This window comes from Hyphomicrobium sp. (assembly GCF_041659645.1).
Taxonomy (GTDB): Bacteria; Pseudomonadota; Alphaproteobacteria; order Rhizobiales; family Hyphomicrobiaceae; genus Hyphomicrobium_B.
This window is the reverse complement of sequence record NZ_JBAZXX010000001.1, coordinates 1084517-1110733: the sequence shown is the minus strand read 5'-3', so window position 1 is coordinate 1110733 and position 26217 is coordinate 1084517. Positions and strand designations below refer to the sequence as shown.

Sequence of the window (26217 nt, the reverse complement as noted above, 5' to 3'; positions counted from 1 at the left end):
CAATGGCGGGCGGCGGATCAAACCCGCCATTTTCCGTGCGTTTCCGAAATGCTCCTGTCAAAGACTTCACATCCTCCGGAGCTTTCGGTCAGCCATCTCGACAATCTCCACGACCGGAAGACGTGGTGCGACTTGGTTGCGTCCATTCCGTTTCGCCGAATAGAGCGCCGCGTCCGCGGCCGAGATCACCAGCCCGACTCGAATTTCGCGGCTTAAGATCGCCGACGCCGCACCCAGGCTGACCGTGACGACCTCTCCTCGGCTTAAGGCGGGATGGGGAATGGAGGCGTCCTCGATCGCCCTTCGAATACGCTCCGAAATCCGAATCGCCTTCGGCAGATTGATCCCGCGCAGAACGACGATGAATTCTTCGCCGCCGAAGCGGAACACGTCGTCGGCGTAATCGCGCAGTTCGCTTTGGATGACTCCGGCGACGCGCTTTAGGCAGACGTCGCCCGCCTGATGGCCGGCCGTATCGTTGAACGACTTGAAATGATCGATATCGAGAAGGATAACGGCCAGCTCTTCGCCATCGGCTTTGGCGAGGCCGCAGGACTCGATCACTTCATCGAGCGACCGCCGGTTGCGCAGTCCGGTCAAGCAATCGCGGCGGCTCTTGGCATCGAGGTCGCGTCGCTGCAGCCGCCCTCGCAGCGACAGTAGGAAATTCATACGCGTCTCACGTTCGAGCACATAAGAGGCAAAGAGCGTCAGAACGACGGCACAGCCAAACACTGTGTTGGCCGAAATCCGGAACTCGGAGTCATAAACGGGTATCATGGCCAAACCTGCGGCATGGATCACGAAGCAGGCGATACATGCAGCCATTGCCCACCAAAACCTCACACGTTGGATCATCGTCACAAACAATAGAATCAGGATGATCGACTGGTGTTGCGCATCCTGGTGGATCCCCTGTCCGACCACCATCAAGTAGAGAATGCTGCCCGCGCCGAGCACCACGCCGACTGAAGCAGCCAGAAATTCGCGCACAGCGACAGGCGGACTGAGGTACAGGGCGGCGACCATCAGGAGTGCAATCGGCGTAACAATTCCCAGCCGGACCCAAAGCGCCGTGAGAAATGTCCCCGGCGCGACGATCCAATCCGGGATCAGAAACAGATCGTAGAGCAGGATGCCAAACAGTCCGCCAAACACAAGCTGACGACACCGGTCGCTGGCGACTTCCTGCTCAAACGCAGATTCAAGTTGCTGCTCGAATTTCAGCAGCGGAAAACCGGATGAGATCGCTCTTTCAATCGTGAACTGATCGACACCGGCAGGAATGGATTCGCCCGTCACTCGTTCCATCACAAGTACTTCCCTCGCTCATCATGAGCGTCGGCAACGACGTCACGCTAAGTGCCGCTCGTTAATGCGAGGTACACAGAATGGGTGAAGGTCGAAGCAACCATCTCCGTTCGGAACGCGGGAAAGGCCGCAGCACGCATAAATCCGCACACCTCGGCGTTCGGAAATTTTGAATATTATTCAGCTCTGCCAATAAGATACAGAATGAGACTCGCCGGTCATCCAAGCGGTAAACAAAGCCGCTCACCGACCGTCTCGTTCTTTGTGAGAATACCATCGATGTGAGAAAGCTGTTTGCCCGCCGATTAAGAATTCTCGGGCGCGTCGACTCCGGATCCCGCGCCACCGGTCTCCCGCCGTAAGCCGCGCGTGCCGAGCGGTCTCACCATGAAAAGCAGCAGTCCGGCGACGAAGATCATTCCGCCTGCGAGCTGAAACATGGTGCCGAGCGGAACGTCCCGCTCTTTGAGCATTCCACCCGCATACGTCATGAAGCCGCCTGCTGTCGTTCCGGCGAAATTCAGAAGCCCATAGGCCGTCGCGCGGTATCGAAGATCGACGACAGTACACGTGGCCGGCATCAAGTTGGCATCGAGAAAACCCTGCGACATGCCCGCGACGAGCACACACGCGAGCACGACCGGAATATGGTCCACCGCGCCCATCAGCACCAGGCAAGGTGCCGCCACGACGAAGCCGATCGCTGGAATGAGCGCGCGGGCTCGCATCGTGTATACCGACCACCGATCCGACAGGGTGCTGGCGATGAGCATCCCGACGAACGCCGCGCCGTTGAATGTCATTGGACCGTAAACACCTGCCCACGCCGGCGCGATACCGAGTTCGCCGCGAAAGAACTCCGCAAGCCAATTGCGAACCGGCCAGTAAGCCGCGCCGTCGAGCATGTTCATCGCGAGAAGCAATAGAAATCCCGGTGTCGACAACAGCGACCGGAATGCGTTCTCTCCGTGCGATGCGACGATGATGTCTTCCGGCGCTTCCGCAAGATCGTCCTGCGGCGGAGACGGAAACACGATCGCCAGCACCACTGCATACGCGACCCCAAGGCCGCCGATCACAAGAAAAACCGGACGCCATCCGAAAGCTTCGGCGAATGCTCCGCCCAATCCCCCGAGCACCGACCCAGCATAGACGCCACTGAGGTGCAGCCCGGTTGCGCGGCTACGCGTGGCCCCGCGGTGATAATCAACAATCAACGACACGGCCGCGGGCATGTAGAAGGCTTCGCTGACACCGAGCGTCGCGCGGGCAGCAAGCATGCCTCCGAACGAGGTGACGAGCCCGCTCGCGAACGTCGCCGCCGACCAGATGATGAGGCTCGCCAAAATCACCCGGCGTTTGCCGACCCGATCCGCGAGATACCCCGCGATTGGCGAGCAAAGGCCGTAGATCCAAAGAAAGACTGAGGAAAGCAGTCCGAATTTCTCGTCCCCTAGGCGAAGATCGGCTTTGATCGGCCCTGGCATCGTTACGAGCAGCTGCCGATCGAGGTAGTTGATCAAGGCAACCACCCATAGCAACCCGACAATGGTCCACGCGGCGCGTGTTGCGGCGGCCGTCATATCCCCTGGTTCGCTCCCCGGCTTGTTTCAGCCGCAGTACCGGCCGCCGAGCCAGATGGCAATTCGGAAAGTCCAGAGAGGAGGCCGCGCCGCCCGGGAACAACCTTAACGATCAGGCGTTACCGGCGCAGTCTGAGTGTATCGCTCGATCACAATCGCTCACGGTGGGAGATGACCATGAAAGTCGCCGCGCTTGGAATATGTATTGCCGCGCTGACGCTTGGCGCGTGCCGTCGGGAATCGCCTGATTACACGCCGATGAAACTCGGCGGAACGAACGCTGCGTCGGAAAACATTGCACACTAACAATCGCAGCATTTGTTTCCGGTTATTGCAAACAAACGAAATGGTGCAGCGCCGTGGCCACTCTCCCCAGACGACCGTGACGCTGCTTCACTTTGGCTATTGTGACGAGACCTGAGTCGAACTTACGCTCAACGCAATGTCATAAGAAACTTTTCGGGATCGCGCCCAGGACGGAATGAACGGCAGGTTTTCTGCCGCTTCGACGAACTGATTTGGAGCGATCATGACTGAAAAGACCGATGTGACCTTCCTCCTCGCCCTCCTCATACTGACGATTTTCGGCTTGGTCGTTTCCTCGGCCACGCACGCCGAAGAGATGCTCTCCTCGGTGCTGCCTTTTCATTAATCCTGCGAAACGCCTTCCCGCCGGAGCACAGCGCGAGATAGATGGCGAGAGACTGCGTGACGTGAAAACGTCAGTGTCAGTCGTAGATATACGTCACCATGAAGGTGCGATCCGCCTCATTAGAGCCCGCGGGTGGGATCGGATAGCTCGTCTGCTTGGCAGCAAAGACGACATCCTGATTGAGGGACGGATCTTTAGATCCCGCGAGTAATTTCACATTGACGACGTTGCCGCTATCCGAAAGAAAAATCCTGACGGTGACGCGACCGAGCGTATTGGAAAGCTGCGGCATTGTTTGCTGCAAGGCCCTGATCACCGCCCGTGCGAACGCGTCATTGAGGCCCGAGCGCGTGATGCCCGGAGGCCTCTGGAACGCCGCACCGCCACCCCCGCCGCTGAAACTTGGGGCAAGAGCCTGGGTTGAGAAATCGAGCGCGGCGACCTTCTTCTGCGCCTTAGCCGCAGACTTCTTCGCCGGCTTGCTCGCGCTCGGCTTCTTGGCTTCCGTCTTCTGTTCTGGCTTGGTCGTCGGTTTCGGCTTCGGCTCGTTCGAACTCTGCGCCTTCGACGGGTCTTGATCGTCGAGCGAGAAGAGATCTGGAGCCTGGCTCTCCGGACTCGTATCTTCCTGCTTGGCAACCTTCTCCGGCTCAGGCTTCGCCGGATCGGTATCTTGCGGCACGTCCGGCTGCGCCTCCTCTGGCGGCTGCGGCGTGTCCTGGGCTTGCGGCTCAGGCGGAGGCTGCTGCGGCTGCGGAGGCTGCGGTTCTTGCTTTGCCTGTTCCGGCGGCGTCGGCGGCTGTTGCTGCTGCGGCGGTTGTTCCGGCTGCGGCGGTTGTTCCGGCTGCGGCTTGGCCTGCTGCTTTTCCTGCGTTGGCGCGATCGGCCCGGGCGGCGGGGAAACCTGATCCACCACGGTCGCCTTGCTATCGAGATCCTGCTCCGTCACCAGCGAAACGCTGATCGCATCGTCGGCGCCGGTCTCACTGCCGAGCCTCTTCTCCGCGCCACTATTCTGCGCGGCGCTGATAAAGAACGAGGCATGAACAATTAAAGCGACCACCAGCGCGATGTAGAAATTCCGATCGCGCGTCGACGGCCCCGCAGCCCAATGTGCAAAGCCCGAGATGGAAAGACCAGCCGTTTGCCCCACGTTCTCGGCAGTCATGTGCCTGTGCTTGATCCCAACGGCATGAGGTTACAACGCTCGCCCCAAGCGCTTCCACCAATGATAAATGATCGGCAGAAAAACGCCGATGCTATGCCCCGCGATTATCCATGCATGCGCCGCGAGGTCGCGGGAAAAACATGAAGTTCCCCAGAATTATGGCGATTCGCTGAACGGGACGGGTTCACTCCTCGATAAGCAAAGGGAAAGGTTATGGCGCGTAAGGCCGAAATGACCAAATCCGGCGCCATCCGCGCTGGTATCGGCGGCTGGACATTTGAGCCCTGGCGCGGCGTTTTCTACCCTGAAGGCTTGGCGCACGCCAAGGAACTCCAGTTTGCAAGCCATCACCTTACCACGATCGAGGTCAACGGCACGTACTACAGCACGCAGAAGCCATCCACGTTCGCAAACTGGGCGAAAGAAAGTCCGCCGGGCTTCGTCTTCGCACTGAAAGGACCGCGCTACGCCACAAACCGACGCGTCCTGGCGGAGGCCGGCGATTCAATCGCCCGTTTCATCGATTCCGGCGTTGCTGAACTCGGAGACAAACTCGGGCCTCTGTTTTGGCAATTCGCGCCGACGAAGAAATTCGACGAGGCCGACTTCGGCGCGTTCCTCAGTCTGCTGCCACCGAAGATCGGAAGGCGTGAATTGCGACATTGCGTCGAGGTCCGCCACGCGTCGTTCTGCACGCCGTCCTTCGTCGCGCTTGCCCGCGAAAAGTCGGTCGGCATCGTCTTCGCCGACCACGCGACCTACCCGGCGATCGCCGACGTAACCACCAACTTCGTCTACGCGCGCCTGCAGACCGGACAGGATTCCATTCCGACGGCCTATAAACCGAAAGCCCTCGATCAATGGGCCGAGCGCGCGAAAGTCTGGGCGAGCGGCGGAACACCTGACGACCTCCCTATTATCGACGCCGCCAACAAGCCGTCGCGCACTCCCCGCGACGTGTTCGTGTACTTCATCCATGAGGGCAAAGTTCGCGCGCCCGCAGCGGCGATGGCGTTTCAGAAACGCGTCTCGCCGGCCGACAAATCGAAGGATATCGCGGACTAGGCCGAGGCGCCGCTCCCTAGAGCGGCGTCCGGGAAATCACTTATCGCCCGAGGGCTTGTCCGCAGCTTCATCGAGATTGAGGCACGCGGAGTTGATGCAATAGCGCTTGCCGCTCTCCGTCGGGCCGTCATCGAATACATGCCCCAAGTGAGAGCCGCACCGCGCGCATGTGATCTCGGTACGCACCATGCCGTGGGTCGTATCCGTATGGTATTCGATTGCGCCAGGAATGGCTTCGTCGAATGAGGGCCAACCGGTCCCGGAATCGAACTTTGCGTCGGACGAAAAAAGCGGATTGCCGCAAGCCGCGCACGCGAACGTGCCGTCACCTTCGGCATGAAGATATTCGCCCGTGAAAGGCGGCTCGGTGCCCTTTTCGCGGAGGATCCGATATTGCTCCGGCGTCAGGAGCTTGCGCCACCCGGCCTCATCGGCCGGCATCGTTTTTTTGTTCATGGCGCATATATCGGCGAATTATGGCCGCTCTTCAAGATCAGGAGAGCGTTAGCGGCGCTCGCGCCATGCGCGCCGAAGTTCGATCCGGCGCGGCCGCGGGGGGCCATACTGCGGGTAGTACCCGCTCGGCCGGCCATAGCGCCTCAACTGCTCCATGTCGTACGAACTGGCCACACCGGCGCGATACATCGCGCGAGCGTGCTCGACATCGAAAATCGATTGTGCGCTCGCACCCGTCACGAGGAGAGCGACGGGCGAAAACGCCAGGACGAAGGTGAGCACGGCCGATTTCATTGCCAATCCGCTTGTTCACGAGATCAGCGGCCCAACCGGCAGCCGATCATTTTGCACTTCTCAATTCCAGCGCCCGCTTGAGGCATCAGTAACCCGGACAGATCCGGGCACGATACCTGCGGCTGTAGTAGCAGGGCGGATAATCGGGATAGTCGTAATCATCATAATAATAATCGTTATAATACGGATAATAAGGGTATCCGCCGTAAAAGTAGCCGCCTCGGAAGCCTCGGCCGCCCCAGTGACCTCTACCACCCCAATGGCCGCCGCCACCGTGCCAATGACCGCCTCCGCCCCAATGACCGCCACCGCCGCCCCAGTGGCCACCTCCTCCTCCTCCGTGGCCCCCATGGCCGCCGCCATGCGTGAGCGTGACGCCACCCGGTACGCCCGCGCCAGCAGCGCCGAGACCTCCAGGGGCTGCCATCACTGGCCCGGAAATACTGATAAGTAGTAGCAACAAACCGCCGGCAAGCAGCCGAACTGTTCGGAACATGAACCTTCTCCGATCTGGAACCGCGCAATCAGCGACCCGGCACCTTTCGCCGCAAACGACCGTTTCGCGCACGACGAGCAATTTCACCGTTATATCCGGACTATGCTGAACAGTGTTGCCGGACCTGCGAACATAGTGATCAACTTCCTTTCAACGGTTTGCGCGCGGTCAAAAACTCTCCCGGGGCATAAGCAGGCCCCCCGCCTTAGCGTTGAAGATCGCCTCGCGCTTGCCACGTTGACGATGCGAATCTGGTAAATAGGGAGAATAAATCCGGGGCTCCGTCGCGATCGCCGTGCCCCTCGCCGAAGCAATAATGGAGCACATTATGTCGGACCGGACACAACTCGCCATCGGCCGCAATTCGATATCGGTACCGCGACTGACCAAGAGGTTCGTCGAAGCCGTGATTGCAACCGGCCTGACATCGCTCGTCGCGTTCGTCATCCTCGTTTTGAACAATGTGCTGACGAATCGCGGCGGTTGGATCGAGGGCTTCAACGTGTGGCAATCGTTCATGCGTCAGCCCGCCATCCTCGGGACGATGCTGCTGACGTCGCTCGTAACGGTGCTGTTTCTCTCCTGGCAGAGAGATCGCGAAACGAAGCGCTGACACAATCTGGAAACAGACCCCAAACGAAAACGGCGAGATGAAAATCTCGCCGTTGCCATTTCTGGAAAACTTTTAGCTGCTCGCCGTTATTTTTTCAGCGCAGCGTTGCACTGACTGTAATAACCGCCGCCCTTCTGAATCCATTTGAGGCCGCCATTGCCGGAGTTCGCCTTGTTGGCCCGGTATTGATCGAGGCAGGTGTGCATGCGAGCCCGGCCCGCGCTCTCCTTGGAATACTTAGAATCGACCGACTTCGGGAAAATGGCCCCCGACGGCACGGTCGTGGTTTCGACCTTCGCCTCCGGCTTTGCCTCGGCCGGTGCGTCAGCGCCGGCACATTCCTTCTTGCGGAAGTCGTTCCATGTCTCACCGTTCAACGTTCCGGCCGACTTCGCCGCCTGATACTTCACGCTGCATTCTTTGGTCGAAAGAGCGAAGCTTGGGCTGGCGCCCATAACAGCGAAAGCGGCAAGTGCAGCCGCGGATAGCAAAATGCGTGAGGTCATGTGAGTTCTCTCTCCTAGGACGGCGCACGGGCAGGCTCAGCCATGACAGCAATGATACCGCTGCCAGCCGGCAAGCTCAAAGACAGAGTAGCGCCTTCAGCCGCCAATTGCGCAGATATGGTATAAGAGGTTGCTAAATTCGCCGAAATGCAAATCGTTTCTACTTACGAAAAAGTATAAGCTTTCCGCGTCATCCTTCGCGTCCGCGCGGGGCTGTCAGATGCGCCGACTGCTGTGTACCCCGCATAAATATCGCTTAGAATTGCCGATACAATCATCAAGAGGGAGGACAGGAATGCGCTTCAGCCGGCCGAAAAGCCGAGCCACTTTGTTCTTCCCGGCTATCGCCTGGACGGCGCTTTTATGCAGCGCGGCTTGGGCAGCCGATCCGCCTAAGGATCTTTTGTCTGCCACGCGGGCCGCGATCGGCGCCACCAATCTGACCCCCTACGACGTCGGCTCGCGGTACGGGCAGGCCCTCGGCGCATCGGAGAATTGCCCCGGCGGAAAAATGACCGAAAAGGCTTCGGTCCTAAGCTCAGTGTATTCGGGCGCCCACCTCGAAGAATTCAGCGTCCAGGGAAAAAGGATCTACGACGCCTGGGTGCGGGCGAAACATTGTGTTCCGGAGGATAACCCGAACCTGTGTAAGGTCGTCATCGACGAAAGCTGCGCCACCGCGCTCTCGGAAATCGGTCCATCGGGATCGGCGCTCCCCGGCTTGCTCGAAATATCGCGGCCCTAGATCAATGAGCGGCGCGCGCCTGCCGCCACCATCGCGACAGCCACGCAAAACCTTCGACCACGGCCCATGCGATCAAGAGAACGGCAAGGATTGAAAACACGACCTCGCCGAGGCTCGCGGTCAGAACAAGATCCGATAGGAGAGGACCAAAGTCGAAGCCGTGGGCACGGCAGGGTCCCATCGCGGCATCGTTGATTTCGCAGCTAAGGGCCGATGCCAAAAGCGCCGCAGCAATCAGCCCAGAGAACGGCGCCAGGGCCAGCACCATCGAGAATGCGATCATGAACCAGCGAAAGCGATACAGCACGCGCCCTCCACAAAACCCTCGCATCACCTTCGAACGAACGAAGCCATCCCGTGCCACCTAGACCGCCGATGGTCCCTTTTGGGAGAGCGATGACGCATCGCGGTTAACGGCGTGGCAAGCACGCGCTCTATCGGTCCTATTGATCATTGCGAGAACGCCCCTTATGGCCCTTTCACCCAAGGAGGAGCATGGCAATGGCCGACCTTTCAAAGTTGCGCGTCGGGCTAAGCGGCTCGGCGAGCATGCTCGTCACCGAGGAACGCCTTGCCACCCGCGTCGGCAGTGGCGACGTGCCCGTCTTCGCCAGCCCGATGCTGATTGCCATCATGGAAGCAGCCGCCGTCGATTGCCTCAGCAGCCATTTGCCTGACGACCATCAGAGTCTGGGCGTGCACCTGGACGTCAACCATTCGGTACCGACGCCTATTGGCCTCACGGTGACGGCAACGGCCACCGTGAAAGCCATCGACGGCCGAAAGGTCATATTCGATGTTTCCGCCAGCGACGGTGTCGACCGCATCGGATCGGGCGTTCACACCCGAATTATCGTTGACACTGCTCGTTTCATGGCGCGCATTGCCGCCAAATCTCCGCCACGGGTCTAGGCGAAGCCTGTCAATCTCTTGCTTCCGGCACCCGACCGGAATTCGCCCGGTATTCGGCGACCCACCCTGGAGCTGCAAAGTCATGCGATCGATGTTCGCTCTCCTCACTCTGGCTGCGGGCGTTGCCGTGTATGCGCCAGTGTCGATCGCCGCGCCCTGCACGGCCAGCGATTTTGCGGTCGCCGTCGATCAGTCTGCTGCAAGCCTGCGGGCGCTGATGCTCGAAGCGCAGCCCAAACTCCAGGAGCGTCTCAAACGCTATAAAGAGGCATTGCATCTCACTGACACCAATTACGAGAATTCGGCGTTCGACGCGATCCGGGACTCGACGCTCGACGAATTCGACACCAGAAGCAGCCGCCTCCTGCTGACGGTCGATTCCCTCGGCCGCGTTGCTGACGGCACCGAGCCCGACTGCGCCAAGCTCGACGAACTGAAATTGTCCGCAGCCCAGCTCAACACCGTCATCAAGGCGAAGTCGGACTACATGCTGAAGCGCCTCGACGAGAAGATCGCCGAAGCTCAGCGCGCCCCTCCCGCGACCGCGCCGAGCGCAACGGCCGAGGTATCCCAACCGATCCCTTCCTCGCCGCCGGCTTCGCCGCCGCAAGCGTCCTCGCCACCGACCGCCAAGAAATCCGCTTCGCCCCCTGTCGCCGAAGCAAAGAAGCCGGCCGCCAAGCCCGCCCAACCGCCGGCCCAGGGTTGGTCTGCCCACACGAAACCAGATGCGACGGCGCTCCCTCCTGTCGTCGCGATGCAAGAGCCTGATCCGATCCCTGCCCTCCCGCCTCCCGAAAAAGAAGGCTACACGATCGAGGAAATTCGCGATGTCACGCGCGGCTTCTTCGGCTCGATTTCGACAAACCTGGCCTCCGCCATCGAGCACACCTTCAAGCAAGCCGGACGTCCGACAGCTTATGTGCTCGGCGTCGAAGGCGGGGGCGCCTTTCTTGCGGGTCTTCGCTTCGGCAAGGGCACGCTATTCATGCGCTCGCAGTCGGGGACGCGAGAGGTCTTTTGGCACGGCCCTTCACTCGGTACCGATTTTGGCGCTTCGGGATCGCGGACACTTTTCCTGATCTACCGGATGGACAATCCCGACGACCTTTATCGTAACTTCACCGGTATCGATGGCTCCGCCTATTTCGTCGGCGGCGTCGGCGTCACGTTGCTGAAGGGCGGGCAAGTCATCATGGCACCCATTCGATCGGGCGTCGGCGTAAGGCTCGGCGCCAACGTCGGTTATCTACGATTCACCGAAAAGCCGACCTGGAACCCGTTCTGACGGCAAAAATAAAAGCCCGGTTTCCCGGGCTTTTTTTCGTCGAAGGGAATGCTCAGTTGGCGTAGGCGTACCCGCCGGAATAGCGCTGGCGCTTCGACGCGTCCTTGTAGGCATACTTGCCGTCCTTGCGCCGGTAGACTTTTGTCCGAACGCCGTCGATGTAGACGTAGGTGGATTTCTTGCGATCTCTCTTAAGAGCTTCGCGCGAATCTTCGTCGTTCGAACTGCCACCCCAAAACCAGCTGCCACCGCTTGCGTAGTCGTCGTCACGACGCCTGTCGCGACGCGCAATCGCATCGCCCCAGTTCGGACGTCCGCGCACAGCGACACGCGTCCGCTGCAGGCCGTGGCGTTGCACAAGATTGTAAAATGTCTTCGCGTTGCCGGGCGCTAACCGGATGCACCCGTGCGACGCCGGACTTCCGAGCTGTGCAACGTGGCCGGTTCCATGAACCGCGACGCCGCCATTGATGAAAACGGCATTCGGCATCGGCGCGTTATCGTACTTCTTCGAGTACCACATGGCGGACGTCCACTGCGGACTGAAGTTTCCAGTCGGCGTCGCGAATTGCTGGGTCCCCGATGATATCCGCCAACGGTAGCGCTCCTCGCCATTGACCGAGACCGTCATCGTCTGTTTGGAAAGATCGACTGTTGCCGTAAGTGTCGGCGGAAGCGGGCGCGGACGCGGCTTGACCGCAGCAGGCTCTTCCTTCGCGACGACGGGCGCAGCCGCTTTTTCTTCTTTGGCTTTACCGAAGAAGGTTGTCGTTCCCGATTGTGTTTGTGTTGTCGTTGCCGCTCCACTGGCGGGCACTTCAGCCGGTTCGGCGATGGCCGAGACCGACGGAACGACGATGGCAACAGCCACCGCCAATAAAATAGTACGCAACATCGCAGCTCCCTACGCAATACCGTCTTGAGACCATACTACGGCGTTTGCCACCGCAATGTTAATGGAAATTGCCTATAAATCTCCGCAAACACAGGCAAATGGTTCAATTTACTTACGAAACAGTTTCAGGTTTCGCCGCATATTTCAAAATCGCGGGTGTATCTGCGCGAGCGAGCCTCCGAAGATGATGATCTCAAGGTTTAGCGGCTTTTGAACTCTCATAGGCCGCCAAAGCGCGGGCGCGCGCCGCTTTATGATCGACGATCGGCGATGGGTACGTTTTTCCGACGACGACACCGGCGCGTTTAAGCGTAGCCGCATCCGCAGTCCACGGTGAGTGAACCGCGTTCGCCGGCAATCGCTCGAGTTCGGGAACCCAGCGCCGCACATAATCGCCGTCGGGATCGAACTTCTCGCCCTGCAGGATGGGATTGAAGATTCGGAAATAAGGAGCCGCATCCGCGCCACAGCCCGCGACCCACTGCCAGTTTGCGGCATTGTTCGCGAGATCCGCGTCGACAAGCGTATCCCAGAACCACGCTTCGCCGAGCGTCCACGACAATTGAAGATGCTTCGTCAGGAACGACGCCGTGATCATACGGGCGCGATTGTGCATGTAGCCCGTAGCCCACAACTCTCGCATACCGGCGTCGACGATCGGATAGCCCGTCATGCCCCTCTGCCAAGCCGTGAGATCGGTCGACACCGTTGCCCATTTGAACGCCGCGAATTCCTCGCGAAGAGGCTCGTCCGGCATTTTGGGAAAATGAATGAGAAGAGAATAGCAGAACTCGCGCCAAGCCAGTTCTTTCAGGAATGTCTCGATCGATTGATCGCTCGAACCCTTGTCGTTCAACGCCGCCGACGCTGCACGCCAGCACGCCGCTGGCGAAATCTCGCCAAATGCAAGATGTGGAGAAAGATGCGATGTACCAAACTGATCGAGACGATCACGGCCGGTCGCATATGAGGAAAGAGTCCCCGCAATAAACGTTTCGAGACGCACCCGCGCGCCGTCTTCTCCTGGTTCCCACGCCGCCGTCAATCCACCCGACCAGTCGGGCTTCACCGGCAACAGCTTCCAATGGGAAATTTCATCTGACGCGATTTCGCGCGGCGGCGCGCTGAACCGTTCCGGAGCCGCGACCGGCCGCGATGGCGAGAAATCCCGCCTGAAGGCACGCCAGAAGGGCGTGAAAACCTGATAGGGATTTCCCGAAGCCGTGCGCAAATCTTCCGGCTCTTGCAGCAATCGCCCGCCAAAGCGTTTGAACGCGACGTCCATGCCGCTGAAAAGCGTATGCAGTCCGCTTTCCAGTGCACCCGACCAAGGCTCGTAACCCCGCGTAAAGTGGATGGCCGTTGCGCCGCTCTCCTCGACGGCACGCGTCAACTCGCGCGCCGTATCGCCCCGGCGCAAAATCAACCGTCCGCCACGTTTCGCGATATCGCGGCCCAACGCATCGAGACTTTTTGCAAGCCACCACCGAGATGCGCCGCCGGGTTTCCAGCGATCGGCGGCCGCATCATCAAGAATGTAAAGCGGAAGAACCGGCGCACCTGATTTGACGGCCGCGCTTAACGCCGGATGATCTTCGAGTCTGAGTTCGCTTCGAAACCAGACGATGACGGGGCTCGCGCCCGCTGCGCTCTTGGCCACGGTGGCTATACCTCGAACATCAATTCCCGAACAGGAATTCGAAAATCGACTTCGGCTTGCTTCTGCGTTGCTGACGCTCGGCTCGCTGCGCATCGTATGCTTGGTCGCGATTTCCGACGACCGCAACATTAACCGGACGCAGCTGATATTCGTCGGTCACGCCATCGACGCTCGCGATTTGCAGGCGATCTCCATCCCACGTCCAAGCCGCGACGCGCGTGCCTTGCCGATGTGGCTCGATCGCCATAACTTTTCCGGCGCCGATATCGATGATCGCGGCGAGCTCGGTGTCTTCGTCCCCATTTTTTCCGCGAACGTGACCGCCGGAAAACCGCAAAATACCGTAACCCGCGTAAGGTGGCTTCTGCACGTCCCAAGCCAAGAGCATTGGCACGCCTTCGCCCGTCATCTCGAGTGGCACGCGAATTTGCGGATACTCCTCGCTCGTCGCGAAATAATCCCTGCCGTGCAGCACAACATGCCATTTGGCGATATCGAGCGACGGCACGGGCTTGTCGTCTTCATCGTCGGTCGCTGCCCCAAGGCGCTTCAGCGCATCCGACGCGAATTGCCAGCTTGGCCGAAGCTGCAGCGCCTGCCGAAGGTCAGCGATTGCGGTATCGGCCTGGCCGTTCGCTTCTTCGATTTCGCCGCGTGCCCACAGCGCCTCTGGCGAATTGGCATCGAGCTTGATCGCCGTTTCAACGTCCTTGCTACCGATGTCCTGCTGGCTGTTTTGCTTATAGACATACGCACGGAACGCGAATGCCACCGGCGAACGCGGATCAAGCTCGATTGCCCGATTGAGATCGGCATAGGCGTCATCGAAGGCTTCCGCCACGCCATTGGTAAGGCCACGGCCTTCATAACCCGCGCTCGATTTCGGATCGAGTTCGATCGCACGCGAGAAATCCTTGAGCGCCGACGCCGTGTTTCCCGCAAGCAGATAAGCATAGCCGCGAACGACGTAGAGTTCGCCGTTGTTGGCATCGAACGCGACGGCCCGCGAAAGATCTTCGATCGCTTCATCACGCTGGCCGACAGCCATGCGTGCCTCCGCCCGGTTGCGGTAAGCGGAAGCAAAGCGTGCGTCGGCACTCACAGCGCGGGAAAAGTCCCGCATGGCGGCGTGTGGTTTTCCAACCGCGAGATAAGCGAGGCCGCGCCCCGAAAGCGGCGGCGCACTCGCCGGCATCAACTCGATCGCTTTTGTAAAATCCGCGAGCGCAGCCTCGGGCTTACCGATTTTCATCTCGGCGTTGCCGCGGTTTGAGTATGCTGCTGCGTAGCCCGGCGCCAGCACCAGCGCCCGATCGAAATCCTTGGTCGCTTCCCCGAGTTGCCCCAGCGCCAGCAGCAGGTTGCCCCGATTGTTGTAGGCAACCGGATATTCCGGAAAAAGCTCGACCGCGCGATTGTAATCCTCGAGCGCGGCCTTGGTCTCGCCAAGCCTCACGTTTGCGACACCACGATCATTCAGAATCGTCGCGCGCCGATCATTCGGAATCCCGGTATCCTTCAGGGCCGACGTGTAGGTTGTAACAGCTTTCGCAACGTCGCCGCGAATGAGCAAAGCGCCGCCTTCCTCTGCTGGCGAAGGCGCGTTGACGGCATCGGCAGCAAACGCCGACGCCGACGCCGCCGCCAGAGGCGAAGCCACGACAAGCCATATCGGCATCGCCCGGAAGCACTTCATAATCGTGGCCGAACCCTTTTCGATTCCTCGGAATGACGATTCATAATCGCTTTCGCGATATCGTGCCATTGTGGCCTCGACACGGGCAATCCTCAAATCCCGCCGCGACGCTCGAGACTGTTGACGTAAAGGTAAAGCCATCATAGGCGTGGGCAAGTTCGCTTCGGAAACCGGTGCATGAACCTCTGGTTCAGACTGATGTGGGTACTGCTGACGGCACGCCGCCGCGGCGCACTCACGCTGCCTAACGAAACATCCGTGCTTTCATTCCGCGTCTGGCCGCACGACTTGGACCTCTCAGTCCACATGAACAATGGCCGCTATCTGACGCTAATGGATCTCGGCCGCCTCGACGTCCTGGTGCGCTCGGGACTCTGGCGCCAAGTCCTGCGCCACCATTGGACGCCGATCGCCAGCGCCATCACCATTCGCTTTCAACGCGAGCTACGCCCGTTTCAAAAGTTCCAGCTGGAAACGCGCCTCCTGTGCTGGGGCCCGACGCTTGTCGTCATGGAACAGACATTCATCATCGACGGCGGTCCGCGTAACGGACAAGTCGCGACGCGGGCTCTTTTCAAAGGCGGCGTATACGACCGAAAGGACAAGAAATTCGTCGAAATCTCGCGGCTGATGTCGCTGCTTGGAGTCTCCGAAATTAGCCCGCCCTCGACGCCCGAGGTCGAGGCGTTCTTGCAGGCCGACGACCAGCTTAAACAAGCCGGGAGAACCGCCTCCCAATTTGGCGCTTAAGGTCCGCTCCTCAAACTTTCTCCGAAAAAAGACGCTGAAGAACCTTCGGCAGAACGTCGGGCAGATCCTCGGCAATCAAACCGATCCCGAACGTATTGGCGGCTTCTCCATGCAGCCAAACCGAGGCGGCCGCGGCTTCAAACGGCGACATGTGCTGCGCGAGCAGTCCGATGACGAAACCGCTCAGAACGTCGCCCGATCCGGCTGTCGCGAGCCAAGGCGGTGCGTTTGCGTTGATCGCCGCCAGCCCGTCGGGCGCCGCAATAACCGTATCCGCGCCCTTCAGAATGACGACGGCACCCGAAAGCTTTGCGGCCTCCCTCGCCCGATCGACTTTCGAACCCGGAAGTTCGCCGAACAGCCGTTTGAACTCGCCTTCATGAGGCGTCATGAGGACGGGCGCTGTCCGGTTCTTGATGGCGGCGAACAGCGTCTCACGCCGATGTGGTTCATTGCCGTTGCGTGCGAGAAATCCCATGCTTGCGTCACCGCGCGGCGTGTCGCCGGGCTCCGAGAACGACGTCAACGCATCGGCATCGAGCACGACCGCCGCCGGCGATTTGAGAATCGCCAGAACATCGTCCGCAGTCTCCGCGCCGACCGACGCTCCGGGACCGATCAACACCGCATTTCGCCGGGTATCCTGGAGAAATTTAGAGAGCGCCGTAGCACCAGCAACCGAGCGCACCATGATCGACGTGATCTGCGTCGCGATGATCGCGGCCGCCGTCGCATTGCCGACGAGCGTGACGAGCCCAGCGCCGATCCGCAACGCTCCACGAGCCCCGAGCCGCGCCGCCCCTGTTTGCAGCGCCGGACCCGACACGACGACTGCATGCCCGCGGTCGTATTTGTGGCCGCCGTCCTTCGGCAAGTTGAAATTTTCGATCCAGAGCGCCAAGCCGTTTTCATGGAGCGACGGCTTCAGAGTTTCGAGCACCTTCTCCGGAATGCCGATATCCGCGACGACGATCTCGCCGCAAAGCCGCCGCCCTGGCATCAGAACGTGGCCCGGCTTCTTGCGGAAGAACGTCACCGTCTTCCGCGCTTTCACGCAAACGCCGCGCACGTCTCCGCTCGTGCCGTCGAGACCGCTAGGAACGTCGACAGCCAGAACCGGCAATCGGCTTGCGTTCACCGCCGTGACGAGTTCCGCCGCGTCGCCGTCTAACGGACGCGACAGCCCCGCGCCAAACAGCGCATCGATCACAAGGTGCATGCTTTGGAGGGCGTCAGGCGTTGCCGGGCGGATGGGAAGCGGCCAGCGCCGCGCCATATCGGCGGCGTCGCCCTTGAGCGCGCTCTTTTCGCCGAGAAGAAAAACGCGAACGTCGTATCCCTTGTCCCGCAGATGGCGCGCCGCGACGAATCCATCGCCGCCGTTGTTTCCCGGTCCGCAGAGCACGGCGACTCGCCGGTCCGGTCCCCACACCATATTGACGGCCGCCTCGGCGACCGCCTTGCCGGCGCGCTCCATGAGGTCGAGCATCGGAACGCCAGCCTGGGCCGCCAGGCGGTCCGCATCCCCCGCCTCGGACGTCGTCAGTAATTCATTCATGCCGGTTACCTGAATCCCACCTGTTCTTCGACTTTCGGACGACTGCCTGCAAATTCAGCGCCGGAGCTCCATTCGCTCAATCCGCGGAAAAGTCAGCCCAAAATTTATGCAACGCGCGCCAATTTAAGGCTTATTAATCGGGCCACAACCATCTAAGAAGCCGTAACGACACGCTAAGCCAATGACATATGTGATGTTTCTTACGAACGTCACAGGTGGCACGGCCTCTGCTAGCCTTAGGGCCACTGGGCAGGCGTGGGTTAGAACCGACATGCTGTCCAAGATTCAAGGGGCGAAAATGAAAAAGATCGAAGCGATTATAAAGCCCTTCAAGCTCGATGAAGTAAAAGAGGCGCTACAAGAAATCGGCTTGCAAGGCATCACTGTCATCGAGGCGAAGGGTTTCGGGCGCCAAAAGGGCCACACCGAACTCTATCGGGGGGCCGAATACGTGGTCGACTTCCTGCCGAAGGTGAAGATCGAAGTCGTTTTGAGCGATGATATGCTGGACAAGGCGATCGAAGCCATCCAAAAGGCCGCGAAGACGGGCCGGATAGGCGACGGCAAGATCTTTATCTCGTCGATCGAAGACGCTATTCGGATCCGGACCGGTGAATCCGGACGCGATGCCATCTGATAAATAAGCGAACGATAAAAACACTGTCACGCTTGAACCGGCCGACTTGGCCAAACCATTTGGCACGCGTGAGTTGTAACGGAATGCCTAGACAGGGGAGTGTCTATGAAAAACGCAAATGACGTCCTGAAGTTCATCAAGGACAAGGAAGCGAAGTTCGTGGATTTCCGATTCACGGACACCAAGGGCAAGATGCAGCACGTGACGGCCGACGTCAGCTGCGTCGACGAAGGCGTATTCTCCGACGGCTACGCCTTCGACGGTTCTTCGATCGCCGGGTGGAAATCGATCGAAGCCTCCGACATGACGTTGATGCCCGATCCATCGTCCGCGCACGTCGACCCCTTCTTCGCGCAAACGACCGTCGCCATCTTCTGTGACGTTCTCGAACCCTCGACCGGCCAGCCCTATGAGCGCGATCCGCGCTCGATCGCCAAGAAGGCCGAGGCCTACATGATGTCGCTCGGTATCGGCGACAAAGTCTACTTCGGTCCGGAAGCCGAGTTCTTCATCTTCGACGACGTCCGGTTCACGACCGACATGTACTCGATGGGCTACCAGATCGACTCAAGCGAGCTTCCGTCGAACACGGGCGCCATCGTCGAATCCGGCAACCTCGGCCATCGTCCGCGCGTCAAGGGCGGCTACTTCCCGGTTCCCCCGATCGACAGTGCCCAGGACATCCGTTCCGAGATGCTATCGGTTCTGAGCGAGATGGGCGTTTCCGTTGAAAAGCACCATCACGAAGTCGCCGCTGCTCAGCATGAGCTCGGCGTCAAGTTCGGCCCGATGATCACGATGGCCGATCATATGCAGATCTATAAGTACGTCGTGCATAACGTCTCTCAGGCCTACGGCAAGACGGCGACGTTCATGCCGAAGCCCGTCTTTGGCGACAACGGCTCGGGCATGCACGTCCACCAGTCGATCTGGAAGGGCGGCCAGCCGATGTTTGCCGGCGACAAGTACGCCGACCTCTCGCAGATGTGCCTCCACTACATCGGCGGCATTCTAAAGCACGCCAAGGCAATCAACGCCTTCACCAATCCCCTGACCAACTCGTACAAGCGCTTGGTTCCGGGCTACGAAGCCCCTGTGCTGCTCGCGTACTCGGCCCGCAACCGCTCGGCCTCGTGCCGCATTCCGCACGTCACGAACCCGAAGGCGAAGCGCATCGAAATCCGCTTCCCGGATCCCGGCGCCAACCCCTACTTCGCGTTCACGGCGATGTTGATGGCCGGCCTCGACGGCATCCAGAACAAGATCGATCCCGGCCCGGCGATGGACAAGAACCTTTACGACCTTCCACCGGCCGAGCTTGCGAAAATTCCGACCGTTGCGGGCTCGCTCCGCGAAGCTCTCGACAGCCTCGACAAGGATCGCGAGTTCCTGAAGCCCGGCGGCGTCATGAACGACGATATGATCGATGCCTACATCGCGCTGCGCATGGAAGAAAACATGCGCTTCGAGATGACGCCGCATCCGGTCGAATTCGACATGTATTACTCGGTCTGAAGATCGAGTATTGCTCTGACGATATCGAGAGGCGGTCCCCGGGGGCCGCCTCTTTTCGTTGCGGCTAGTAGAAGACGAGCACGCCCGCGCACACCGCGATGAGCGAATAGTAGAAGAACCTTTGCTCACGGACCATGAACCACGTCACGACCCGGCGCGGAATGTCCGACCAATTGCAACGTCCGATGGCGCCAAGTGTCAAACCAAGCGCCAGACCAATCGTCAGAGATTCAAATTGCAGATCATCCGCCAGCGAACGCACGCTGTCTGGAACGTGCCCGGCAAGCCAAGGCGTGAGCGCAAAAACGGCAGCCGCGGTCATGACGCCGAAGGCCAGCACGGAAAAGAATGAAAGAACGGATCGCACGAACATGGGTAATATCGCTAGCAGGCGGAGTTGAAGCTTGCGCGAGACTAGCGAAAGGACGCAAACAAACGATTAACCATGATGGAGCGGTATCGAATTACAGTACCGCTCCCCGCCTCTCCAGCCGCTCCGCCACGATCAACGCCGGTCCGGACAGGAGCATCGTTGCGATAACAATTGCGACAAAGCCATGCACCGGATCGTCCGTCATCGCGATGCCCGCGCAGACAGGACCAACGAGCGCGCCGAGCTGATAAGTGATGATGAACGCGGCGTTGACCGCCGGGAGATTGCCGGCCGTTATGCGCTCGCCGATGATCGCCAAGCCCAGCGCATAAAATCCCAGAATGACGCCGCCGGTGAGGAACGCGATCACGAACGCCACGCTCGTCCCGGTCAAAGCCCATGGCAACGCCAGAGCCAGCATGACAAAAATGATCATGCACGCGATCATCAGCCTGAAGCGGGACATCTTGTCTGACAGCCAGCCAATCGGAAACTGAAGCACGACACCACCCAGCGTCGTCATGGTCAGCAAAGCAAGCGCGGCCCCCTCCGACCATCCGGCGGCGAGCGCCACATTCGGGATCAGCGAAAGAACGGTGATCTCCGCGAATCCGCCGATGAAAGCCGCGACCATTGCTGCTGGCGCTAGGCGAAATGCCGAAGCGACGTTTCGCTCGCCGTCATGAGCGAACGTCGGCGCGAGCCGCCGGCCGACGATGATCGGCAATCCGGAAATCGCGGTTACCAGCGCAGCCGCGATAAACGGCAGCGGCCCAACCAAACCAAGGGCGTGCAGAACAATAGGGCCAACAGCGTAACCGGAAAAAAATGCTATTGCATAAATGGCAATGACACGGCCTCGCGTTTCTTCCCGCGCGACTGAGTTGATCCATGTCTCTCCGGCGAGCCATGGCATCGCGAAGCCGGCACTCATCAGGAGCCGTATCGCGATCCACACCCACGGCGATTCAAAGAGGCCAAGCGCCAAGAAGCCAATCGAGCCGGCGAAACATCCCCCCGCGATCGCGGCGATCGGGCCTACCCTCGATATGACCCATGGCGCGATCGGAAGCGCCAGAAGGACAGCCAACGCCGGAGCCGCTCCGGCCAGTCCGATCATCCACTTGGGTTCATGCCAAGCTTCGAACGTCAGAGCGGTGAGCGGGAAACCCATGCCGAATGAAATTCCGACACCGAACGACGTCGAAAGAATAGCGGCAAGGCTCAAAGCCCTTTCGCGGTCCGTATATTCGCAATCTATAGTAGACGCCATGGCCGCCTCGACATTTCAACAGTGTTGGAATAATCCTTGACGTCGGCCTCCGCAAGGGCAATTTCAACGTTGATGAAAACGAGACACACACGCGGACAAAGAGGGCTGGTCGGCGCCGACCTGGTTCACGCGGCGCTGCTGGAGATTGAACGCGCGGGGCTGGAGGGGTTCAGCCTTCGTTGTGCCGCGCGAGCCATCGGCTGCGACGTCGCCACTTTGAGCTATCGCTTCGGCTCCAAAGAAGGCCTGGAGCGCGCCGTCGCCGACAGTCTGCAGGCCGAGGTCGAGGCCCCCGAACGACGCCTTCCCTGGCAGGATCGCTTCATCGCACTGGCAATGGCCTATAGAGCGATCTCCAAACGCTATCCAAATGCTTTTGCTCTTCTGCTGCGCTTCTGGACCACCGGCCCGAGCGACCTTCAAGTCGCCGAAGAATGGCATCAGATGCTCTATGATGCCGGTTTGCCGGAAGAGGATATTCCGGCCTTGGGTTTCGCCACGTACGCGGCAATCCTGGGCGTCTGCTCGGGCGAGATCGGCGGCCTGCTCCGTAAGCCGACGACGGATGAACTCGAAAACATCGAACGACAACCCGACCTGCCGCTGACACGAAAGCTCTTGCCGATTTTCGCCAATCTCCGCGACGAAGAGGTATTCGACGCCGCGATTACGAATATCGTGTCGGGTATTGAAGCGCAGGCAGCGAAAAAGCGGCCATCGAAAACGCCGTCGTGAATTGAAGGCCGATCGCCGCCACCTCGGTCAGCTTCAGTCGTGAACGCGCTCAAGCACGTCGGCGAGCGCGCTCGCAAAAACGTCGAGATCTTCGTCCCGCCCGCACGAAACGCGAATAAATTGCTCCAGCCCTTTGGCGACGGGCTTACGAACGAAGACATCGCGTTCCAGAAGCCCCTGCAGAACGCGCAACGCAAACGCGCCATCGGCCCCGCAGTCGACCGCAACGAAACTCGCGGCCGAGGTTAGCGGCTTGAGGCCATGCTCGACCGCAATCGCCGCGATCCGCGTCCTCGCTGCTGAAATCCGCCCAACCGCATCCTTGAGATAGTCTTGATCGAGAAGCGCCGCCTGCGCACCGAGTTGCCCGACGCGATTGATCCCATAGTGATTGCGAACCTTGTCGAACGCCTCGATCGCGCTCCGCTCGCCGACCGCATAACCGATCCGAGCACCCGCCATCCCATATGCTTTCGAGAATGTCCGGTAACGCAGGACCTGCGGGTTCGACACGTCGATCGGCGACGCCGTCCCCGCGGGCGCCGTATCGCAATACGCTTCGTCCAGAACGAGAAGCGTTTGCGACGGCAGCGCCAAAACGAATGCGTTGATCTCGTCCGCCGTCCACCACGTGCCCATCGGGCTGTTCGGATTGGAAACATAAATCAGCGGCGCAGACGTCGCTTTCGCCGTCTCGATCAGGCGCGGCACGTCCTCACGAAAATCCCGCATGGGAATGGCACGCACGATGCCGCCGTGCGCCATGACGTGAAAGTTGAACGTCGGATACGCGCCATCCGTCGTGACGACGCTGCTGCCCGGTGTCAGAAACAGCGAGCACGTCAAGCCGAGCAACCCATCGATCCCCTCGCCCACCACAACGCACTCGATCGGTATGCCGTGGTGTGTCGCGATAGCAGAGCGAAGCTCATAGCTCTCGGGATCGGAATACTTCCAATTGTCGGCTGACGCATCCCGCATAACCGCAATGGCCTTGGGCGACGCGCCGAAAATGCTTTCATTAGCCCCTAGACGCGCCCGGAACGGCCGCCCTCGCGCCCGCTCCATCGCCTCCGGTCCGATGAAGGGTACAAGCTTCGGCAGGGCTGCAATTGTCGGTGTAAACGGAGGGCGGGACATGAATGGCTCGTAAAAGTTCTGTGCTCAGATCAATCCAAGATCGACGAGCTTCTTGCGCATCTCGGCAGGCATCGCGGCGATCTGATCGGTCTTACCCGATTTGAGATCAGGTGGCGCGTCCGCTGCGTCGAGATAGCGCCAGCCTTGAAAGGCGCGCCGCGGCGTCGGCCGCACAGGGACCAATTCGGGGGCCAGCATAATGGTGCAGCACGCCGAACCATCGTCCTTTGTCCCCTGTTCGAATCCGACAAGCCTCTGGCGCACCAGAATAATGCCCTTGATGACCCAATACATCGAGCCGCCGTCGAGCAGGTCCGCCTCCCGCTTCGGGGTCTGAAATGTTCGATGGTAGGCACATGCCACGCCGCCCCGGCTCTTGCGCTGACGATGTTCCGTTTGCCAGGCCGCAAGTTCCTCGATCGTCGTCACGCCGACGCAAAGCTTTACGAGGTTCAATGTCATGGTGAGCGTTCTGCCCCAACCGGATTGAGAGAGCAACTCGGCTATCCACAGACCTCAGGGCTTGACGACGCAGCTCCCGGCGTATTGCGCGAACACCGGCTGCCCGAAAAGCCCGAAATGCCGTGAATGCACAGCGGGATACTTCCCCGTTGCCGGATCGCGATCGTAGATCGTCGTGAGGTTCAAAAATCCCTCGTTGACGACCTCAATAAAGTGATTGGCGTTGATCGCACGCACGACCTTGAGGCCGTTGGCCGGCTTGCCGCCGAGAATAAGGAGTGCCGTCTGATGTTCGAGGTCGATTTTGCCGATTTCGAATGCAAGGTCGGCGGGCGGCGTCATGTGATATTTTCCCGCGTCATAGGTCCACGAATAGCCTTGAGCGAAATCGCAGGCGAAGTGCGTTGGAAAGTCGTCCTGAGCCAATGCGGCCTCGCTCCCGAACAACACGGAGATGAGAGCAAACCCGATACGAAAATTCTGCATTGCCATGACCCGTTTGATAGCCCGTATTTCGGAAGGGGCGCCGAACGGCGAAGCAACACGACGAAGCCCATCGTCGTCAATGCCGCACATCTGCTCCAGCGTACCCAGAGTTTGCCTTGAGACCGCCCCGGAAATGTTATGGGCTTTGAAACTTAACTCTTCTTGCGGGCCCCTATGCGAACTTTTGCTCTGTCCATCCTCGTTTCTCTCGCCGTCGCCGTGCCGTCCACCGCCGACGCCAAGAAACAGAAGCCGGATACCCCCGAAGACAAACTTTCATGCAAGCAGATCGCGGGGCGCATGCAAGTGAGCATCATCGAGGCTCGCGGGTTTGCCGACCGCAAGCAGGCGTCCTCCCTGGCCCGGGGCATTCAATCGGGCTTCGCTGCAACCCTCGGAAACGCCGCGCACGGCATCGACCCGCAGGGCGAGCACGCCGCCAGCATCCAAAAACTCCGGGAATATAACCAACGCTTGGTCGAAAAGGGCTGCAAAAGCTACGACCTCGACGCCGAGTTGCAAAAGAGCGATATCTCCGATGTTCCGGCGCCAACCGTTCTGCCGCCGAAGAAAAAGAAAGCTTCGGCTCCGGCGGCGCCGTAGCCACCCGGCGGCCGACTGCCGCACGGCGCGTAGCGGCTGACTGGGATGCCATTTGGCGATAGTCTGGCTGAATGACCGACCAGAAATCAGAACCCATCGCGGCGGCAACCGGATTTCCTTGGCCGCCCGTGCTCTTCGTCGCGGCCATCGCTGTTGCCTGGACGCTGATGGTATTCGCACCGCTACCGTGGCCGGGCCTTGACGATACCGCGGCCCATTGGGTGGGGCTCGCGTTCGGCGCATTCGGACTTCTCGCGGTCGTCTCGGGCTTCGCGACGCTGATCGCACATCGCACCACCTACCTTCCCAACCGCGCCTCGACGCGGCTCGTCACGACCGGCCCCTTCGCCGTGTTCCGAAACCCGATTTACCTTGGCGAGGCGCTGCTGCTTCTCTATGGCGCCGAAATCACCCAATCGATCTGGTTCGTCGCAGCCGCCCTGCTTTTCGTGATTCTCGTTACTTTGCTGCAGATCATTCCCGAGGAACGCCATCTCGAAGCAGCGTTTGGCGACGAATATCTGGCCTACAAAGCTCGCTCGCGGCGCTGGATCTGATATCGGATCGCCATGAACTCCGCTTACGCCGAAAAGGAACGCGAATTCGTCGCCGGTCTCGCCGAAGACACCGGCCGCGATCTCGCAGCCTGGATGACGGCGATTGCCAGTAGCGGCCACACCGAGCGCAACGACATTATTGATTGGCTCCGCCATCAGGGCTTCCATTTTGCATGGGCGTCCTGGCTCGAACGCATCCACCACAACGGCGGTCGCCTGATCTACGCCGGCATTCTCCCAAACGAACAGCACCCCGCGAACCGCGCGGCATCGACTAGCGAAACAACCGAGGAGCCGCCGTCGCGGACTCGACCGGTCCGCTCTGTGCTCCAGCCTCCACAACCGTCGGGCGGCGACATTCAAAATCTCTTGAGCGAGGCCAAAGGCTTGCGCCCTCTTGCCGAGCACATTCTGCGCGAAGTGGGGCGTGCGGTGCCTGCGACGGAATTTGCAGCTGCCGGACCGCTGGTCACGATGTCGGCTCCCAAGCCCTTCGCGGCGCTTTATCCAGGTCCGAAAAAATTGCGCCTCTACGCCAATTTCGGACCGGCGGGCACCAATCGCAGCAAACCCGCCGAAGCCGTCAACAAGGGCGCGCCGCCATTTGCCGAGATGCTCGTTCTCGACGATGCCCGCAGCATCGACGAAGACTTCCGCCGCTTGATCCGCGCCGCCGCCGCCCGCTAACGCCGCGATAACCCGCGCCGTCGGAAGATTGCATACACCACGCTACGGCAGCACCATTGATTTGCCGGAATTTTCATCGCCATTGTCGCGCCGGAGGCACC

General features: G+C 60.1%; 31 protein-coding genes. 14 read left to right on the top strand and 17 right to left on the bottom strand.

All coding sequences use genetic code 11. The features are described from left to right. Positions 1-66: 66 nt before the first annotated feature. Positions 67-1311 (bottom strand): diguanylate cyclase, encoded by a 1245-nt coding sequence (locus WC811_RS05220; RefSeq protein WP_372641673.1) that lies wholly within the window; start codon positions 1309-1311, stop codon positions 67-69. A gap of 305 nt (positions 1312-1616) precedes the next feature. Next, entirely contained in the window at positions 1617-2894 is a 1278-nt protein-coding gene (locus tag WC811_RS05215; protein WP_372641671.1) for an MFS transporter, read from the bottom strand. 177 nt (positions 2895-3071) lie between these two features. Between WC811_RS05215 and WC811_RS05210 the strand changes: the two genes are divergently transcribed. Together WC811_RS05210 and WC811_RS05205 are read left to right on the top strand one after the other, a co-directional pair. Continuing rightward, a complete protein-coding gene (locus tag WC811_RS05210; protein ID WP_372641669.1) occupies positions 3072-3200 on the top strand; it encodes a hypothetical protein in 129 nt (42 codons plus the stop codon). 223 nt (positions 3201-3423) lie between these two features. Further along, positions 3424-3546, top strand: coding sequence for a hypothetical protein (locus WC811_RS05205; RefSeq protein ID WP_372641667.1), 123 nt, complete (start codon positions 3424-3426; stop codon positions 3544-3546). 76 nt (positions 3547-3622) lie between these two features. On the opposite strand, the gene WC811_RS05200 is transcribed toward WC811_RS05205, so the two are convergent. Continuing rightward, entirely contained in the window at positions 3623-4714 is a 1092-nt protein-coding gene (locus WC811_RS05200; protein WP_372641665.1) for an energy transducer TonB, read from the bottom strand. A 213-nt stretch (positions 4715-4927) separates the two neighbouring features. Between WC811_RS05200 and WC811_RS05195 the strand changes: the two genes are divergently transcribed. Further along, positions 4928-5779 (top strand): DUF72 domain-containing protein, encoded by an 852-nt coding sequence (locus WC811_RS05195; RefSeq protein ID WP_372641663.1) that lies wholly within the window; start codon positions 4928-4930, stop codon positions 5777-5779. A 36-nt stretch (positions 5780-5815) separates the two neighbouring features. Here the strand turns inward: WC811_RS05195 and msrB are convergent, their stop codons facing one another. The 3 genes from msrB to WC811_RS05180 all read right to left on the bottom strand — a co-directional run bounded on the left by msrB (position 5816) and on the right by WC811_RS05180 (position 7025). Continuing rightward, positions 5816-6235: a peptide-methionine (R)-S-oxide reductase MsrB gene (gene msrB / locus WC811_RS05190; protein ID WP_372641661.1), complete on the bottom strand. Its 420-nt coding sequence runs from the start codon at positions 6233-6235 to the stop codon at positions 5816-5818. Between the two features lie 48 nt (positions 6236-6283). Beyond that, on the bottom strand, positions 6284-6529 hold the full coding sequence (locus WC811_RS05185) for a hypothetical protein (RefSeq protein WP_372641659.1): 246 nt from the start codon (positions 6527-6529) through the stop codon (positions 6284-6286). An 85-nt stretch (positions 6530-6614) separates the two neighbouring features. Continuing rightward, positions 6615-7025 carry a hypothetical protein gene (locus WC811_RS05180; protein ID WP_372641657.1) on the bottom strand — a complete coding sequence of 137 codons (411 nt, stop codon included), beginning with the start codon at positions 7023-7025 and terminating at the stop codon, positions 6615-6617. Positions 7026-7353: 328 nt separating this feature from the next. Between WC811_RS05180 and WC811_RS05175 the strand changes: the two genes are divergently transcribed. Then, the gene (locus tag WC811_RS05175) at positions 7354-7638 is read left to right on the top strand and encodes a hypothetical protein (protein ID WP_372641655.1); all 285 of its coding nucleotides are present in this window, start codon (positions 7354-7356) and stop codon (positions 7636-7638) included. Positions 7639-7724: 86 nt separating this feature from the next. Here WC811_RS05175 and WC811_RS05170 read toward each other — a convergent pair whose 3' ends face one another. Next, on the bottom strand, positions 7725-8144 hold the full coding sequence (locus WC811_RS05170) for a hypothetical protein (protein WP_372641653.1): 420 nt from the start codon (positions 8142-8144) through the stop codon (positions 7725-7727). A 295-nt stretch (positions 8145-8439) separates the two neighbouring features. Between WC811_RS05170 and WC811_RS05165 the strand changes: the two genes are divergently transcribed. After that, complete coding sequence (locus WC811_RS05165) at positions 8440-8889, top strand: hypothetical protein (protein WP_372641651.1); 450 nt, start codon at positions 8440-8442, stop codon at positions 8887-8889. Position 8890: 1 nt separating this feature from the next. Here the strand turns inward: WC811_RS05165 and WC811_RS05160 are convergent, their stop codons facing one another. After that, a complete protein-coding gene (locus WC811_RS05160) occupies positions 8891-9196 on the bottom strand; it encodes a hypothetical protein (protein ID WP_372641649.1) in 306 nt (101 codons plus the stop codon). A gap of 194 nt (positions 9197-9390) precedes the next feature. Between WC811_RS05160 and WC811_RS05155 the strand changes: the two genes are divergently transcribed. Further along, on the top strand, positions 9391-9801 hold the full coding sequence (locus WC811_RS05155) for a thioesterase family protein (RefSeq protein WP_372641647.1): 411 nt from the start codon (positions 9391-9393) through the stop codon (positions 9799-9801). 82 nt (positions 9802-9883) lie between these two features. Then, a complete protein-coding gene (locus WC811_RS05150; RefSeq protein WP_372641645.1) occupies positions 9884-11089 on the top strand; it encodes a DUF1134 domain-containing protein in 1206 nt (401 codons plus the stop codon). Between the two features lie 52 nt (positions 11090-11141). On the opposite strand, the gene WC811_RS05145 is transcribed toward WC811_RS05150, so the two are convergent. The 3 genes from WC811_RS05145 to WC811_RS05135 all read right to left on the bottom strand — a co-directional run bounded on the left by WC811_RS05145 (position 11142) and on the right by WC811_RS05135 (position 15409). Further along, the gene (locus tag WC811_RS05145; RefSeq protein ID WP_372641643.1) at positions 11142-11984 is read right to left on the bottom strand and encodes a L,D-transpeptidase; all 843 of its coding nucleotides are present in this window, start codon (positions 11982-11984) and stop codon (positions 11142-11144) included. 193 nt (positions 11985-12177) lie between these two features. Continuing rightward, a complete protein-coding gene (locus WC811_RS05140) occupies positions 12178-13644 on the bottom strand; it encodes a deoxyribodipyrimidine photo-lyase (RefSeq protein ID WP_372641641.1) in 1467 nt (488 codons plus the stop codon). Between the two features lie 19 nt (positions 13645-13663). Continuing rightward, complete coding sequence (locus WC811_RS05135; protein WP_372641639.1) at positions 13664-15409, bottom strand: tetratricopeptide repeat protein; 1746 nt, start codon at positions 15407-15409, stop codon at positions 13664-13666. A gap of 108 nt (positions 15410-15517) precedes the next feature. On the opposite strand from WC811_RS05135, the gene WC811_RS05130 reads away from it, so the two are divergent. Further along, complete coding sequence (locus tag WC811_RS05130; protein WP_372641637.1) at positions 15518-16090, top strand: thioesterase family protein; 573 nt, start codon at positions 15518-15520, stop codon at positions 16088-16090. Between the two features lie 10 nt (positions 16091-16100). On the opposite strand, the gene WC811_RS05125 is transcribed toward WC811_RS05130, so the two are convergent. Next, the gene (locus tag WC811_RS05125) at positions 16101-17648 is read right to left on the bottom strand and encodes an NAD(P)H-hydrate dehydratase (RefSeq protein WP_372641635.1); all 1548 of its coding nucleotides are present in this window, start codon (positions 17646-17648) and stop codon (positions 16101-16103) included. A 298-nt stretch (positions 17649-17946) separates the two neighbouring features. Between WC811_RS05125 and WC811_RS05120 the strand changes: the two genes are divergently transcribed. Both WC811_RS05120 and glnA read left to right on the top strand, forming a co-directional pair. After that, positions 17947-18285 carry a P-II family nitrogen regulator gene (locus WC811_RS05120; RefSeq protein WP_325570695.1) on the top strand — a complete coding sequence of 113 codons (339 nt, stop codon included), beginning with the start codon at positions 17947-17949 and terminating at the stop codon, positions 18283-18285. A 105-nt stretch (positions 18286-18390) separates the two neighbouring features. Further along, complete coding sequence (glnA, locus tag WC811_RS05115; protein WP_372641633.1) at positions 18391-19800, top strand: type I glutamate--ammonia ligase; 1410 nt, start codon at positions 18391-18393, stop codon at positions 19798-19800. A gap of 64 nt (positions 19801-19864) precedes the next feature. Here glnA and WC811_RS05110 read toward each other — a convergent pair whose 3' ends face one another. Beyond that, positions 19865-20173 (bottom strand): hypothetical protein, encoded by a 309-nt coding sequence (locus WC811_RS05110; protein ID WP_372641631.1) that lies wholly within the window; start codon positions 20171-20173, stop codon positions 19865-19867. A 91-nt stretch (positions 20174-20264) separates the two neighbouring features. Further along, the gene (locus WC811_RS05105) at positions 20265-21446 is read right to left on the bottom strand and encodes an MFS transporter (RefSeq protein WP_372641629.1); all 1182 of its coding nucleotides are present in this window, start codon (positions 21444-21446) and stop codon (positions 20265-20267) included. Positions 21447-21518: 72 nt separating this feature from the next. On the opposite strand from WC811_RS05105, the gene WC811_RS05100 reads away from it, so the two are divergent. Continuing rightward, the gene (locus WC811_RS05100) at positions 21519-22181 is read left to right on the top strand and encodes a TetR/AcrR family transcriptional regulator (protein ID WP_372641627.1); all 663 of its coding nucleotides are present in this window, start codon (positions 21519-21521) and stop codon (positions 22179-22181) included. 33 nt (positions 22182-22214) lie between these two features. Here WC811_RS05100 and WC811_RS05095 read toward each other — a convergent pair whose 3' ends face one another. From WC811_RS05095 to WC811_RS05085, 3 genes are read right to left on the bottom strand one after another with little or no spacing between them, the layout of a single operon-like run. Further along, entirely contained in the window at positions 22215-23321 is a 1107-nt protein-coding gene (locus WC811_RS05095; RefSeq protein ID WP_372641625.1) for a pyridoxal phosphate-dependent aminotransferase, read from the bottom strand. Positions 23322-23345: 24 nt separating this feature from the next. Beyond that, positions 23346-23783 (bottom strand): DUF1489 family protein, encoded by a 438-nt coding sequence (locus tag WC811_RS05090; protein ID WP_372641623.1) that lies wholly within the window; start codon positions 23781-23783, stop codon positions 23346-23348. Positions 23784-23837: 54 nt separating this feature from the next. Then, positions 23838-24269 carry a hypothetical protein gene (locus tag WC811_RS05085; RefSeq protein WP_372641621.1) on the bottom strand — a complete coding sequence of 144 codons (432 nt, stop codon included), beginning with the start codon at positions 24267-24269 and terminating at the stop codon, positions 23838-23840. A 174-nt stretch (positions 24270-24443) separates the two neighbouring features. On the opposite strand from WC811_RS05085, the gene WC811_RS05080 reads away from it, so the two are divergent. The 3 genes from WC811_RS05080 to WC811_RS05070 all read left to right on the top strand — a co-directional run bounded on the left by WC811_RS05080 (position 24444) and on the right by WC811_RS05070 (position 26116). Continuing rightward, the gene (locus WC811_RS05080) at positions 24444-24872 is read left to right on the top strand and encodes a hypothetical protein (RefSeq protein WP_372641619.1); all 429 of its coding nucleotides are present in this window, start codon (positions 24444-24446) and stop codon (positions 24870-24872) included. Between the two features lie 71 nt (positions 24873-24943). Next, the gene (locus WC811_RS05075; protein WP_372641617.1) at positions 24944-25429 is read left to right on the top strand and encodes an isoprenylcysteine carboxylmethyltransferase family protein; all 486 of its coding nucleotides are present in this window, start codon (positions 24944-24946) and stop codon (positions 25427-25429) included. A 12-nt stretch (positions 25430-25441) separates the two neighbouring features. Beyond that, positions 25442-26116, top strand: coding sequence for a hypothetical protein (locus WC811_RS05070; protein ID WP_372641615.1), 675 nt, complete (start codon positions 25442-25444; stop codon positions 26114-26116). Positions 26117-26217 lie beyond the last annotated feature (101 nt).